Source organism: Aquimarina discodermiae, from assembly GCF_040786235.1.
Lineage (GTDB): Bacteria > Bacteroidota > Bacteroidia > Flavobacteriales > Flavobacteriaceae > Aquimarina.
Genome location: NZ_JBFMKP010000020.1, coordinates 90,162 through 104,352, shown reverse-complemented (window position 1 = coordinate 104,352; position 14,191 = coordinate 90,162). Strand labels below are relative to the sequence as shown.

12 protein-coding genes are annotated in these 14,191 nt (G+C 32.2%); 7 read left to right on the top strand and 5 right to left on the bottom strand.

Annotated features, from left to right (window positions below):
• Positions 1-1,176 carry a Pycsar system effector family protein gene (locus ABW636_RS14300; RefSeq protein ID WP_367590745.1) on the top strand — a complete coding sequence of 392 codons (1,176 nt, stop codon included), beginning with the start codon at positions 1-3 and terminating at the stop codon, positions 1,174-1,176.
• 26 nt (positions 1,177-1,202) lie between these two features.
• Here the strand turns inward: ABW636_RS14300 and ABW636_RS14295 are convergent, their stop codons facing one another.
• Entirely contained in the window at positions 1,203-3,566 is a 2,364-nt protein-coding gene (locus tag ABW636_RS14295) for a GAF domain-containing protein (protein ID WP_367590744.1), read from the bottom strand.
• 284 nt (positions 3,567-3,850) lie between these two features.
• Between ABW636_RS14295 and ABW636_RS14290 the strand changes: the two genes are divergently transcribed.
• A complete protein-coding gene (locus tag ABW636_RS14290; protein ID WP_367590743.1) occupies positions 3,851-4,987 on the top strand; it encodes a redoxin domain-containing protein in 1,137 nt (378 codons plus the stop codon).
• A 58-nt stretch (positions 4,988-5,045) separates the two neighbouring features.
• On the opposite strand, the gene ABW636_RS14285 is transcribed toward ABW636_RS14290, so the two are convergent.
• Positions 5,046-5,696: a rhomboid family intramembrane serine protease gene (locus tag ABW636_RS14285; protein WP_367590742.1), complete on the bottom strand. Its 651-nt coding sequence runs from the start codon at positions 5,694-5,696 to the stop codon at positions 5,046-5,048.
• A gap of 135 nt (positions 5,697-5,831) precedes the next feature.
• Here ABW636_RS14285 and ABW636_RS14280 point away from each other — a divergent pair, with 135 nt between their 5' ends.
• Together ABW636_RS14280 and ABW636_RS14275 are read left to right on the top strand one after the other, a co-directional pair.
• Complete coding sequence (locus tag ABW636_RS14280) at positions 5,832-6,731, top strand: lysophospholipid acyltransferase family protein (protein ID WP_367590741.1); 900 nt, start codon at positions 5,832-5,834, stop codon at positions 6,729-6,731.
• Positions 6,732-6,793: 62 nt separating this feature from the next.
• On the top strand, positions 6,794-7,693 hold the full coding sequence (locus ABW636_RS14275; RefSeq protein WP_367590740.1) for a lysophospholipid acyltransferase family protein: 900 nt from the start codon (positions 6,794-6,796) through the stop codon (positions 7,691-7,693).
• Positions 7,694-7,771: 78 nt separating this feature from the next.
• Here the strand turns inward: ABW636_RS14275 and ABW636_RS14270 are convergent, their stop codons facing one another.
• From ABW636_RS14270 to glmM, 3 genes are all read right to left on the bottom strand, one after another.
• Positions 7,772-8,245, bottom strand: a complete 474-nt coding sequence (locus tag ABW636_RS14270) for an SRPBCC domain-containing protein (protein WP_367590739.1) — start codon at positions 8,243-8,245, stop codon at positions 7,772-7,774.
• Between the two features lie 96 nt (positions 8,246-8,341).
• A complete protein-coding gene (locus tag ABW636_RS14265; RefSeq protein ID WP_367590738.1) occupies positions 8,342-8,926 on the bottom strand; it encodes a Crp/Fnr family transcriptional regulator in 585 nt (194 codons plus the stop codon).
• A 35-nt stretch (positions 8,927-8,961) separates the two neighbouring features.
• Positions 8,962-10,350 (bottom strand): phosphoglucosamine mutase, encoded by a 1,389-nt coding sequence (glmM, locus tag ABW636_RS14260; RefSeq protein ID WP_367590737.1) that lies wholly within the window; start codon positions 10,348-10,350, stop codon positions 8,962-8,964.
• A gap of 289 nt (positions 10,351-10,639) precedes the next feature.
• On the opposite strand from glmM, the gene ABW636_RS14255 reads away from it, so the two are divergent.
• From ABW636_RS14255 to ABW636_RS14245, 3 genes are read left to right on the top strand one after another with little or no spacing between them, the layout of a single operon-like run.
• Entirely contained in the window at positions 10,640-11,224 is a 585-nt protein-coding gene (locus ABW636_RS14255; protein ID WP_367590736.1) for an acyl carrier protein phosphodiesterase, read from the top strand.
• Positions 11,221-12,936 carry a gamma-glutamyltransferase gene (ggt, locus tag ABW636_RS14250; protein ID WP_367590735.1) on the top strand — a complete coding sequence of 572 codons (1,716 nt, stop codon included), beginning with the start codon at positions 11,221-11,223 and terminating at the stop codon, positions 12,934-12,936. Before ABW636_RS14255 ends, ggt begins: the two co-directional genes overlap by 4 nt.
• An 11-nt stretch (positions 12,937-12,947) precedes the next feature.
• The gene (locus ABW636_RS14245; protein ID WP_367590734.1) at positions 12,948-13,619 is read left to right on the top strand and encodes a DNA alkylation repair protein; all 672 of its coding nucleotides are present in this window, start codon (positions 12,948-12,950) and stop codon (positions 13,617-13,619) included.
• The last annotated feature ends 572 nt before the right edge of the window (positions 13,620-14,191 follow it).

Below are 14,191 nucleotides of genomic sequence, written 5' to 3'. Positions count from 1 at the left end.
ATGTCTTCTTTACTAGAAAAAACAGATCGATTTGTTTTAGATCTTTTTGAAAACGAACTTCCTAAATCTTGTATATATCATAATTATGATCATACAAAAAGAGTGTTTAAAAGTACAAAAGAAATCATTGATAGTATGGGTTTATCCGAAGAAGATAAAGAGATTCTGTTGTTAACGGCTCTTTTACACGATACTGGATATTCTGTAAGTTCTCTAAATCATGAAGAAAGAAGTGTCGATATCGCTAAAGGTTTTTTAGAAAAGCAGGACATCTCGCAAAACAGTATTGATAGTATCGTTTCTCTAATTATGGCTACCAAAATGGAGCATCAGCCTGTTAATACAATGGAAGAAGTTATACGTGACGCAGATGCTTCACATTTGGCAAAAGATTATTATAAAGAGACCAGTGAGTTATTAAGGTGTGAGTTTATGCTTAATCATGGTAAAGATCTAAGTGCATCAGACTGGCTCAAGGCTAATATTGATATGTTTCAAAATAAACATCGATATTATACTGCATATGCTATTGAAAACTGGAAACCTAATAAAGAAAAAAATCTTTCGAAATTATTAGAAAAACAGGCCACTCTAAAAAAGGGAAAGAAAAAGGAAAAATTAAAAAAATTAGTAAAAGAAGAAAGTCCAGAAAAAGGAATACAGACATTATTTAGAGTTTCTTTAAGAAACCATTTAAAACTAAGTGATATTGCAGACACCAAAGCCAATATACTATTATCTGTAAATGCAATTATCATGTCATTAGCTTTGTCTAATCTGATCCCCAAACTAGATAACCCTTCTAATCAATATCTTATTTACCCCACGTTAATCTTTGTTACATTTTCTGTGATTTCTATTATTCTTTCTGTAATAGCGACAAGACCTAATATCACCGAAGGTGAGTTTACCCTCAAAGAGATTAAAGAAAAAAAAGTGAACCTATTATTCTTTGGTAACTTTCATAAAATGCCATTAAATGATTACAAATCTGCAATGCATGAACTGATGGAAGACAAAGAATATATATATGATACTATGATTAAAGACCTATATTTTTTAGGTAAAGTGTTACATAAAAAATATAAAACATTAAGAATTACCTACACGGTATTTATGATAGGTGTGATTGTAACCGTTATTTCTTTCGTTATTGCATTCAATACTTTACAATAAATAAAATTGAGATAATCTAGATTTTATTAATTTAGTTCTTTCATTAAATCTTCATAGGTATAATATTCTTTATCTTTTTCATTTTTATTGTAAAGAATATTGATTCGCAGTGCTTTTAACCCTGTGACTCCTTGTAAGTTTTCTAATTCTACTATTTCTATTTCATCCTCGAGATAGTTCTTAGACTGTAAAAAGTTAATGTATTTTATATATTCTCTTTCATCTGATCTTTGCGAGTAAATAATTACCAATTTACCTTTTTCGGTAACCCGCTGATCTGTTCCTTTTATCTTTGATTTATCAACACGTTTTTTTACAACTTCATACCTAGCATTATACGTACCATCTACATCAAATCTTTTTTCATCCATTCTAAACCTAACTGACAATGAAGAATTAAAAACCAACACCATCGAAGCTACATCCAATGCCATAGGAAGATCCTTTTTCATTTGATAATAAGCATTTTCCATCTCGCACATCATCTGTAATTGCCATAGTCTTAAATTATAAAGATACACTTCATTAAAACTATCTTGTTTTGTAATCGACTCACCAATATACATATTATGCTCTACTCCATCAGACTTAAAACGCTCAAAATAATGAGGGTAAATTTTTTGAGCTTCTTCTTGTTTTTGATCTAACAACGTTGCCATCTTTTTATTGATCTGCAAAACGCTCTCATCATATGCTTTTCTATGTTTATATATGGTGTTTATAACAGGGTCCAGGTCATTCTCATATTTCGTGATCAGCGTATCTAATTTTTGATCTTTACCTCTAATATGTTTAAACAGTGTGGTTATTTCCTGCTCTATAAAATTTACAATATTTTGTTCACTATCTACCTGTAATTCTTGTGTAATAGAGTTTATGTAAGTATCTGCTCTAAACTTTAATTGTTCATAAAAGGGTATTGGTTCTAAAGTAATTAAACGATTAATTATATTAGATACTCCTTTAAGTTGTAGAGCCATATCTTTTTGAATTGCCAGGTTACGGGCATCAGAAGATCCTTTGATATCTATCTGACCGTATAAAGGATATACGTTTTCAAAAGCAATTTCTCTAAATGAAACAGGTGTCTTATCTACTATAGCTCTTAAATATCTTTTTGCTTCTTGCTTAAATTTCCAATGTACGCTAGAGTGAATCGAAGTACATTCTTGCTGAATAATAAGTTCTATTTCACTTTCTGACTTTTCTTTAGATCGTAATACCGAGTCTACTAAATAAGGCATTACATCTTCTAGCTTATTAGCATTAATACTATTTAGATCCCTAACATTGGGAGAAACGATCTCTAAAACTCCTAAAAGCTCTCCATTACTCATGATCGGTGCAATAATTGCGCTATTAACACCTTGCGCCACCAAATTCTTATACATTTGCTCATTAGGGGCCATTTTTTCATATTTCTTTACATCAGAAATGGCAAAATAGGTTGATTTTTCGAACAAATGGTAATAAGTTCCTCTGCAAAGTGCAGCTTCACAACTATTAGAGTTGCTATCGTATAGTAGGTAGCTATCTATATTTTTAAAAGGTACACGTTCAAAAACTTTATCCTCTTGATTAAAACTGGAGAAACCTATTTTAATCTCTTTTAGATTGAAAATAGCTCTGAAAATTTGTTGAAATTCATCAGAAAAATCTACTTTATCCTTATCATATTTAATCAAACTGGTTTTAAAATCAGATAGGGAAACATCTGTAGTAACATCAAACATATTTGCTATGATGATCCCTTTAAACACCCAACTATTAGGGGGGAATTTTTCTTTCCAAAGCTCGACATTATCAAAATTATCTACCAGCTCTGCCACATCTGCATCGGTAATATCCTTGGCTTGATCTGTTTTGATAATATCTATAAAATCTGCATTGTATAATATCTTATAATGTCGTATTGTTCCTGTTGCATCAGGAATATCGTAGAAGAAAGGTCTTCTAAAATCAATATTATAATTATAATACATTCCTAAAATAATACTACATCCCATGATAAAATAATAGTCCTCATCAAAGTTCTTGATATGAGGTTCAAAATCATCACCAGCTGTTTTTATGATATTTTTATAACGAAGTGAGGATTTTAATACAGTACTATTAAATGGAATCGTTGCAATCTTTATTTCATTCAATTCCAACACTTTTGGAAAAGAATCTTCTAATACCAAATTAATTTGTGGTAATAACTCCTGCACTCTCTCTTCTGTCGCTATACCCTCTTCTAATTCGGGATATTCTTCTGCAATTTTTAAAATCATAGAAGCACGTTCTTTAAGCAACTCATTATCGCTATCCAAAAACGTTCTATACTGCTCAAAAAACTTCGAAAAACTGATCCATATATCTAATGGAAACTCTTGATCCAAAACATTCATACTACTACATTAAAAAGGATATACAAAAATACGATAATCAAATTAGGTAGTATCCCACCATTAACAATTTATTAAACCCATTTTTATACAATATAAAATATCTACTGTACATTATCAAAAAAACATTGTTTTTGTATTCCTTACATTGGTAAATTAATTAGTCTAAAAGCGCCTCTAATTATTACAACTCTAACAGATATTAACATTTATTTTTATATGCAACGTTAATTTTTGGAGTTTATATGTTGGATTCTTTATTTTTACATCTAATAAATTAAAACATTATGAAGAGAATTGCATTTATGGTTACAGTTATTTTACTCGTAGCTTGCCAAAAAGAGAAAAAAGGGTATCATATCTCTGCAGACACTGTAGGTTTTGATGACGGTACTGTCGTTTATGTAAACGCTATTAGTCAGTCTAACAGACCTGTAATCATTGATTCGGCTACAGTACAAAATAAAAAAATAGAAATTGCACTATCTTCTCCAGAAAGTAATGATTTTAATTATCTAACTTTTAAAGATATTTCTGGTAATGTTTTGTATTTGGCAGAAAACAATCCTATAAACATGACTATTTATAAGGATAGTTTACGTTCTTCTGTTGTTGAAGGTGGACCAGAAAATCAATTGTTTTTCAAATATCTTTCTACCGTACAAGAATTTGGTAAGCAAAAAATAGAATTGGATAAGCAATATCAAGTTGCCGCTAAGTTAGGCGAAACAGATAAGCTTCAGAAAATAGAGACCGATCGAAAAACATTGATCGAGAAAGAAAAGCAATTTAGAGCTGATTTGGTAAACAATAACAACGGTTCTCTTGTATCTGTTATGGCGCTTACAGATCTTGTAAATATAAGAGGAATAGCTGCCAAAGAAGCAAAAGAAAAATTTGACGCAATCAAAGATACTTTAAAAACTACGCGTTTAGGTAAAAACTTAAATCTAACCATAAACAATCTAGTAGCGCTAGCTTCACAAAAAAAGATTGATGTTGGTGTTGAGGCAGAAGATTTTTCTGCTCCAACCCCTTCTGGTAAAATTTTATCCTTAAAAGAAGCTATGGGTAAAATTACGATTATTGATTTTTGGGCTTCTTGGTGTAAACCCTGTCGAATGGAAAATCCAAATGTTGTAAAAGTATACAACAAATATCATGACAAAGGTCTTAACATTATAGGCGTTTCTTTGGACAGAAAACAAGAAGCTTGGACCAAGGCTATTGCCGATGATAATCTTAACTGGAGCCATGTATCTAACCTACAGTTCTGGCAAGAACCTATTGCCAAAGCATATGGTGTACGATCTATTCCTGCAACTTTTATTCTTGATGAACAAGGAAACGTAATTGCAAAAAATCTTAGAGGTCCTGCATTAGAACAAAAAATATCAGAATTGTTAGAGCAGAAAGCTTTATAAAACGAATCATTATACGACAATAAAAAAACGACCCTATTACGGGTCGTTTTTTTATTGATTATATTTTTCCTAATCGCTGTAAAACAAAAAGTATGATAATAGGAATTGCTAGCAATATGATCATCAATAAATTTTCCTGAAACAACCATGGGGCTAAAAACAAAGTAACAACATATCCCCCAACAGCTCCTCCAAAATGAGCATCATGTCCTATGTTACCAATACTATTTTTCATACCAAAAATTGAGTATAACAAATAACCAATACCAAAAACATAAGCTGGTATCGGAATGGGGATCAACATTAAATATAATTTCATATCTGGTCTAAACAAAATACCAGAATAAATAATCCCAGAAACGGCTCCACTTGCTCCAACAGCACTATAATGGTATTCATCTTTATGAAACACCAGAGAAAATAGATTCCCTACTAGTAAACTAACAAAATAAACTACCAAAAACTTAACACTCTCTAAATAACTCACCACTACAGGAGCAAAAAAATACAGAGTAAACATATTAAAAAACAAATGCATCATGTCTACATGCAGAAAACCAGATGACAACATTCTTATTTGTTCACCACGTCGTATACCTCCTATATTGAATTTGTATTTTTCGAAAAACGAAAAATCACTAAACCCCTTTAAGGACACTAAAATATTTGCGCCTATAAGGACTATGACCACCATATCAAGTTTGCCCATACATCTATAATTTTGCTCAAATATACCATATATTTTCGCCTCAGAAAATCTAAACTATTTTTATCATCTTAATAACAAAAAGTTTACAAAAAAAACGATTATTAGTATATTTACAGACTTCAAAAATCATGATAGATGCAGTTATTAATATATCGGTTGGTCTATCCAATTTTATGGATAATCTCTAAGCTACCCTGGCCATTATTTTATGCTTTTTCTACCAGTATATTTGTTCTTGTATACTATATCCTAGGGTATCGTAAAAAAACAGTAACTCAAAATCTTCAATTGGTTTTTCCAGATAAGTCAATGAAAGAAATCAGAAAGATTAGGTTTGCTTTTTATAAACATATGTGCGATATGTTTTTAGAAATGATCAAATCCATCTCAATTTCTGATGAAGAGATGAAACAACGTTTTAAAGTAACGAATATTGAAAAATTACATGAGTTAGAAACCGAAGGAAAAAACATTATTGTATTAATGGCGCATTATGCCAGTTATGAATGGTCTACTACCGTAGATATTCTTACTGGTTTTCAAGCTGTAGGCGTCTACAAAAAAATTAAGAATCAGTATTTTGATCAATTGGTTCATAAAATAAGAGCTCGATTTGGTTCTCGTTTAGTAGCAAACAGAGATGCTATGAAAGTGATTACAGAAGATCAAACCAAGCAAGGGTTATATATGTACGGATTAATTTCTGATCAAACCCCTTCGTTACAAAAAGCCAGTTATTGGACCGATTTTATGGGCGTAAAAGTGCCTGCATTTATGGGAGGTGAAGTGTTATCAAAACGACTAGATCTGAATGTTTATTACCTTCAGGTTGAAAAAGTAAAACGAGGACATTATGAAGCCACTTTTATAACAATTACCGAAGATGCTGCAAATTGTGATGATTACTCAATTATAAAAAAGTACCTGCGTTTGCTTGAAAAACAAATCCACAACAAACCGCAATATTATCTATGGACACATAAACGATGGAAACATAGAAATGCTATTCCACCACAAGATGCGGTAATCGATTAATCTATATTGCCTCTTCTATCTGATAAATAAGTTTATCTTTGTCGGTTTTAATCTTTTCTTTTATGCAGTTAGTGATTTATAGATTGGTGTACCCAATACTTTGGGCAATATCAAAGTTACCTTGGCGATTATTTTATTTTCTTTCAGATTGCGTGTATGTTTTGGTATACTATATTATACGATATAGAAGAAAAACCGTTATTCAAAACCTACAACTTGTTTTTCCAGAAAAATCTATAGAAGAAATCAACAAAATACGTAAAGCATTTTATAAACATATGTGTGATATGTTTTTAGAAATGATCAAGTCCCTTTCTATTTCTAAAGAGGATCTAATAAAAAGATACAAAGTGGTGAATCTGGAGGAATTTCATGAATATGAAAAAAAGAACAAAAGTATCATTACTATGATGGGGCATTATGGAAGTTTTGAATGGTCCAATGCTATTGACCTGGTATCATTAAACCCATGTGTTGGAATCTATAAAAAAATAGAAAACAAGTATTTTGATCGCTTAGCACATCGCATTCGAGGTCGCTTTGGGTCCAGATTAATTGCCAGTAGTAAAGTGGCACGTCAAATTATTAAAGATAAACAAGAGAATAATATCTGCGGATATGGTATGATATCTGATCAAACCCCTAAAATAAACAGTACAAAATACTGGACTGATTTTATGGGTGTTAAGGTTCCTATTTTTATGGGAGGTGAATTCCTAGCTCAGCGTCTTGATGTAATTGTTTTATACTTACATGTTGAAAAAGTAAAACGAGGACATTATGAAGTTCGATTTATTCCTATTACAGAAAATAGCAAAGAAGAAGATCCTTATTATGTTACTAAAAAATATCTACGTTTGTTAGAGGCTCAGATTCATGAGAAACCAGAGTTCTACTTATGGACTCATAAACGCTGGAAGCATAGAAATGCAGAAATTCCAGAAGGAGTTACGGTAGAATAACTATTTTGATGATACTAAAAACAAAACCTATCCCTATTGGATAGGTTTTGTTTTTAAAAATTATTTCTAAGCTCTGTATTATTTTGAATTAGCGTTTTTTTCTACTTCCTTCTTCAGGTCTTGAGCAAACTGTTCAAACACGTCATCAAACGGTGGTATTTTACTGGCAAATAATGGAAACATAAACCCTCCTATTTTCTCAGTCATTGTAAACAGAGTGCCGCTGTCTAATTCTTTCAGCGTATACGTACGTTTTCCCATAGCATCTCCCCAAACCATTTTTTGGTTAGTAATCATCTCTTTGATCTTTAATTTAAAAGTTCTTTTAGGGTCGAGAATACTTTTTAATTTAATCTTTTCACCTTGTTGAATTTTTCCTTCAATAGAAACGATAGTAGAATTCCATTTAGGATAATCCGCACTATTTGTCAATACATTCCATATCACCAAAGGATCTGCGTCAATGATTTGAGTAATGATTGTAGTACGGCTAAAGGTTGTCTTTTCTGTAGTAGCTTTTCCGTTTTGAGCGTTGATTGATAAATTGGTCATAAGTAAAACAAATATTAAGTAATTTTTCATCGTTTAGATTTTAAAAATCTAAAAAAGTAAAAATCTAACCAAATTCATTTAACATTTGTTAAAAAATCATTTTTTGCTTTGCTTTCCAGCTCTTATTCTAGATAAAGTGACCTGGGATACCTGTAACATAGAAGCAATGTCTTTTAGCGGTGCTACTTGTATAAATCTTGGAAACATATATTCTATATATTGATAATTTCTGGTAGCATCATTAGACAAAAGACTAACAAAAACATCAATAAGGTTAATATGTACTTTTTCGGTTAGATAGATACCAAACAATGCCCAGTTTTGAGATTCTTTATACAGTTGTAGCAAACGTTCTCTAGAAATAAACCAAACTTTGGTATCTTCATAAAACTGTAAACTAAACTGTGATGAATCCTGCGCTACAAAACTCTTATATTCTGTAATAAAAGTCTGTTCTGGTTTCATCCATAAAGTTTGCTCGGTTCCTTCAGAGTCCAAATAAAAGCATCTAGTGATCGATTTTTCTGCAAAAAAAAGATAATTAGAAATTTCACCAGCTTTAGATATAAGGTCTTTAGACTTAAACTCTTTTTCTTCAAAATACTTAAGCCCAAATGCTATTTCTTCTTTTGAAAAAGCACTATTATAATCTAATAGTGCTTTTGTAATAATATCTTTCATTTTCACATAACTTTTAATAGCTGTAAGGCATCTTATTATATCCCTGCGATTTCCTTTAATGTTGAAATAGTAGATTCTGCTAACTGATCTGCCTTTTCCTGGCTAAATGCTTCTGTATAAATTCTTATGATGGGCTCTGTATTACTTTTGCGTAAATGTACCCAACAATCTTCAAAATCAACTTTTACACCATCTACCGTAGATACTTCTTCTGCGTCATATTTTTTATGAAATCCATCCAATATAGCATCAACATCTAATTCTGGTGTTAACTGAATCTTATTTTTACTCATAAAGTAAGACGGGTAGCTATCTCTAAGGTCGCTTACACTACATTTTTTTTCTGCCAAATGTGTTAAAAACAAAGCAACACCTACCAAAGAATCTCTTCCGTAGTGAGATTCGGGATAAATAATACCTCCATTTCCTTCACCACCAATAATAGCATTATTTGCTTTCATTGTTTCTACTACGTTAACCTCTCCTACTGCACTGGCTTCGTAGATCCCATTATGTTTTTGAGTAACATCTCTAAGTGCTCTACTAGAAGAAAGATTAGAAACTGTATTTCCAGGAGTTTTACCCAATACAAAATCTGCGCATGCCACCAAAGTATATTCTTCTCCAAACATTTCTCCATTTTCACTCATAAAGGCTAAACGATCTACGTCTGGATCTACCACAATCCCTAAATCAGCTTTTTCCTTTACTACCAATTCTGATAAATCTGTTAGATGTTCTTTTAATGGTTCTGGATTGTGAGGAAAATGACCATTAGGTTCGCAATATAATTCTACGGTTTCTACCCCCATTTTTTTAAGTAATCCAGGTATTGCAATTCCTCCTGTAGAGTTTACTGCATCTACCACTACCTTAAACCCTGCTTCTTTTACCAAAGTAGCATTTACCAAAGGTAGATTAAGTACCTCATCTATATGCTTATCGATATAAGTATCATTAACTGTGATACCACCTAAATCATCAACTTCTGCAAATGTATACTCATCATTTTCTGCAATTTCAAGAATCTTTTTCCCGTTTTCTGCATTCAAAAACTCTCCTTTACCATTCAGAAGTTTTAGTGCATTCCATTGTTTTGGGTTATGGCTTGCTGTTAGTATAATCCCTCCATCTGCTTTTTCTATCGGCACTGCTACTTCTACGGTTGGTGTTGTAGAAAGTCCTAAATCAATCACATGAATTCCTAATCCAACCAAACTGTTCATAACAAGTTGCTGAATCATGGATCCAGAAATTCTGGCATCTCGCCCTACAACTACGGTGGGGTGTTCTTTACTTGATTCATTTTTTAACCAGCTACCATAAGCCGATGCAAATTTTACAGCATCTACTGGGGTAAGATTATCTCCTACCTTACCTCCTATGGTACCTCTAATCCCTGAAATTGATTTTATTAATGTCATGCTATTTTGTGTATTGTTTGTTTGATTTGAGCACAAATGTACAAGGTATGACAGACTACCGCAACTTTACATTTAAAGTTTACAAAAAAACAATTTAGGTAATGAACTCATCTTGGCTTTCTCTATTTCCTAAAAAATGGCTGAAATTCAACCATATTTCGTTACTTTCCTTAACCGTAGCGTTGCTATGATTTTCAAAAAGTGCCTCGTCTGGTCAAATTTCAACTCATTTTCGGTTAAAAACAAAAAGTCAAGATGAGTTCAATTCAAAAAATTGTAACTTTCACTAATGAATTTTTTAGCACACATTTATCTTTCGGGAGAAGATCCAGAACTTAAAATTGGTAATTTTATTGCTGATTCTGTAAAAGGAAAGAATTTTTCACAATTTCCCAATCGTATACAACAAGGAATTAGGTTACATCGCAAAATAGATTCTTATACAGACACTCATCCTATTGTAAAAGAAAGTGTCTCTAGATTATTTCCTAAATATGGACACTACAGCTCTGTCATTGTCGATATTCTTTATGATCATTACCTAGCAGCATATTGGGTAGAGTATTCTGACACCCCATTAGAAATATATGTAGCTGATTTTTATGAGTTGTTACAAGAGCATTATGTTCTTTTACCCAAGCCAATTCAGAACTTCCTACCATTTATGTTACGAGATAACTGGTTATTAAGTTATGCTACCATTCCTGGTATTGGTAGGATTTTATATCAAATGAATCATCGAACCAAAAATAGATCTAAAATGAACTTTGCAGTGGTAGAATTAGAAAAATACTACGCTGATTTTGAAAGAGAGTTTAGAGCTTTTTTTGAAGAACTTGAATTGTTTACTAAAAATGAAATGAGAACACTATGAAATTAAAAGTTATATCCTATTTGATCTGTGCACCATTATTTTTTCTTAATTTTTCTTGCAAAAAAATATCTGAGCTCAAAAAGAGTAGTGAACCAATTCTAGGGGTAATTACCGAGAAAGCAATGGTTGTTTCTGCAAGAAAAGAAGCTTCAAAAATTGGAGCAGACATCATGAAAAAAGGAGGTAATGCTTTTGATGCTATGATCGCTACAGAAATGGCACTTGCCGTAACCTACCCATATGCAGGAAACTTGGGTGGTGGTGGCTTTATGGTTTATCGTATGGCAGATGGATCCAGAGGAGCTCTTGACTATCGTGAAAAGGCGCCTTTGGCTGCTTCAAAAGACATGTACCTAGATGAAAATGGAGATGCTATTCCCGAAAAAAGCCAATTAGGTGCCATGGCCATAGGGGTACCGGGTACTATTGCCGGTATTTTCGAAGTACATAAAAAGTTTGGAACACTTCCTATAAAAGATATTCTAAGTCCAGTAGCCTCACTTTCTAAAAAAGGTTTTGTCATTACTGAAAAACAAGAAAAAAGATTCTTAAAATACAAAGATTTATTACTTAAGGTGAATGAAGATACCATTCCTATCCTAAGTGGCTACAAAGCTGGAGACACTCTAAAAAATCTTGCATTGGCAAAAACACTTGAACGAATCATAACCAATGGAAAAGACGAGTTTTACATAGGTGAATCTGGTAAAAAACTGGTTAATTTTATCCAGTCCAAAGGAGGTATAATAACACTCGAAGATCTTTCGAAATACGAAACAAAATGGCGTAAACCGGTTACATTTGACTACAAAGATCTTACCGTTACCTCTATGTCACCACCCTCGAGCGGAGGAGTTTGTTTGGCGCAAATCATGAAAATGATTGCTCCATATGATTTACATACCTATGGACACAATAGCCTTAAAACAATTCAGGTTATTACTGAAGCAGAGCGACGAGCATATGCAGATCGAAGTTTTTATTTGGGAGATCCCGATTTTGTTGAAGTTCCTGTAGATTCTTTGTTAAGCAATTCTTATCTTAAAGATAGAATGCAAAGTTTTGACTTTGATAAAGCGACTCCTTCTTCTGAAATTAATTGCGGTATGATCACTGGATACGAAAGTGATGAAACTACACACTATTCTATTGTAGATCAATTTGGGAATGCTATTTCGGTAACAACAACTCTTAATGGCGCTTATGGTTCAAAATTATATGTCCCCGAATTAGGTTTTTTTATGAATAATGAGATGGACGATTTTAGCGCAAAACCCGGCACCCCTAATATGTTTGGATTGGTTGGAGCCAAAGCTAATGCCATTGCTCCCGAAAAAAGAATGTTAAGCTCTATGACACCAACTATTGTAGAAAAGAATAATAAATTCTGGATGTCTGTCGGTACTCCAGGTGGTTCTACAATTATTACTTCTGTTTTGCAAACCATTTTGAATGTAGAAGAGTTTGGCATGACTATGCAAGAAGCTGTTAATGCTCCTCGCTTTCATCACCAATGGCTACCAGATACTATCTATTTTGAACCTAATTTGTTTCATCAAAAATTGTTCGATAGTCTACGCCAAAAAGGGTACGTTATTAGTGAAAAAGAATCTAAAATAAGTAGTAAAGTAGACGGAATATTAGTATTGCCTGATGGTCGCTATGAAGGAGGTGCCGATAAACGAGGTGATGATGCAGCAGTTGGCTTTTAAAACAATTTTACATGGATTTCATTTCTTCTTTAGTTACTCTATTAAAAAAAAATGCTAACCCAGATGAGGCTGGCAAAATGCAAGCGTATATGAGAGAGTTGTTTTCTTATTATGGAGTCAAAGCTCCTATAAGAAAAGCATTACTAAAAGAAACATATGCAACATATTTACCTGATTTATCCCATTCTTCTATAATTTCTATTGCGAAAGAACTTTACGAAAAACCTCAACGTGAGCTTCATTATTGTGCTATGGAAATAACCGATCGTTTTCTAAAAAAGAAATATATCATTGACGATATTCACTTTATAGAGTTTCTCATTACAACCCATTCATGGTGGGACACAGTAGATTTTATAGCAAAGCATATCCTTGGTAATTATTTGCTTCAGTATCCAGATCAGATACCTGCAATAATAAAGGAGTATTCAGAATCAAACAACATGTGGTTAAATAGAAGTGCTATCCTGTTTCAGTTAGGATATAAAAATAAGACAGATGCTCATCTTTTGTTTGCATTATGTGATCAGCACAAATCATCAACAGAATTTTTTATAAAAAAAGCTATAGGCTGGGCATTGCGAGAATACTCTAAAGTAGCTCCAGAAGCTGTTGTTTCATACATTTCTACTGCAAAACTACAACCTCTGTCAGAAAAAGAAGGGTTAAAAAGAATACCATGAAATAAGTTTTTGTGGAAATAATATTTTTGAACAAACGTAACTAAGGTCATCTTTCAAACCGCTTTTATTCCTAATTTTTCATTCTAAATCTGTGGGGTTACGTTGAATGTATATTAAAGTTTAATACATTATCAAAAAACTATTTATATATCAAATCCACTGATAATTATGGCAAATACCCTCACTATTTTTATCCCTTTAATCATAATGATAACAATAGTACTTTGATAACTATTCTTGTCTTTAAGAGCCTAAATTAACAATCATAACAACTACTTGATATTAAAATTATAATCTACAAGCCAAACTAACTCATATTATTCATAATCCATCTATTACAAAGCCAAACTACTTGCTATAATTGGAAATACTCTAAAATTGTATAGCACAAAATTGAGCTACAATTCTTTCACTAAAAATTTTCTGTGCTTCTCAATTCTATTGGTATTTTGACTTCTCATTACGAAATCTGATGAATAATATGGCAACCGATATAATTTCAAAAATTACTAAACAAACCAATTGCAAAATGCATTTAATATCTTAAAACAAACCGTTTATACAATCAAACA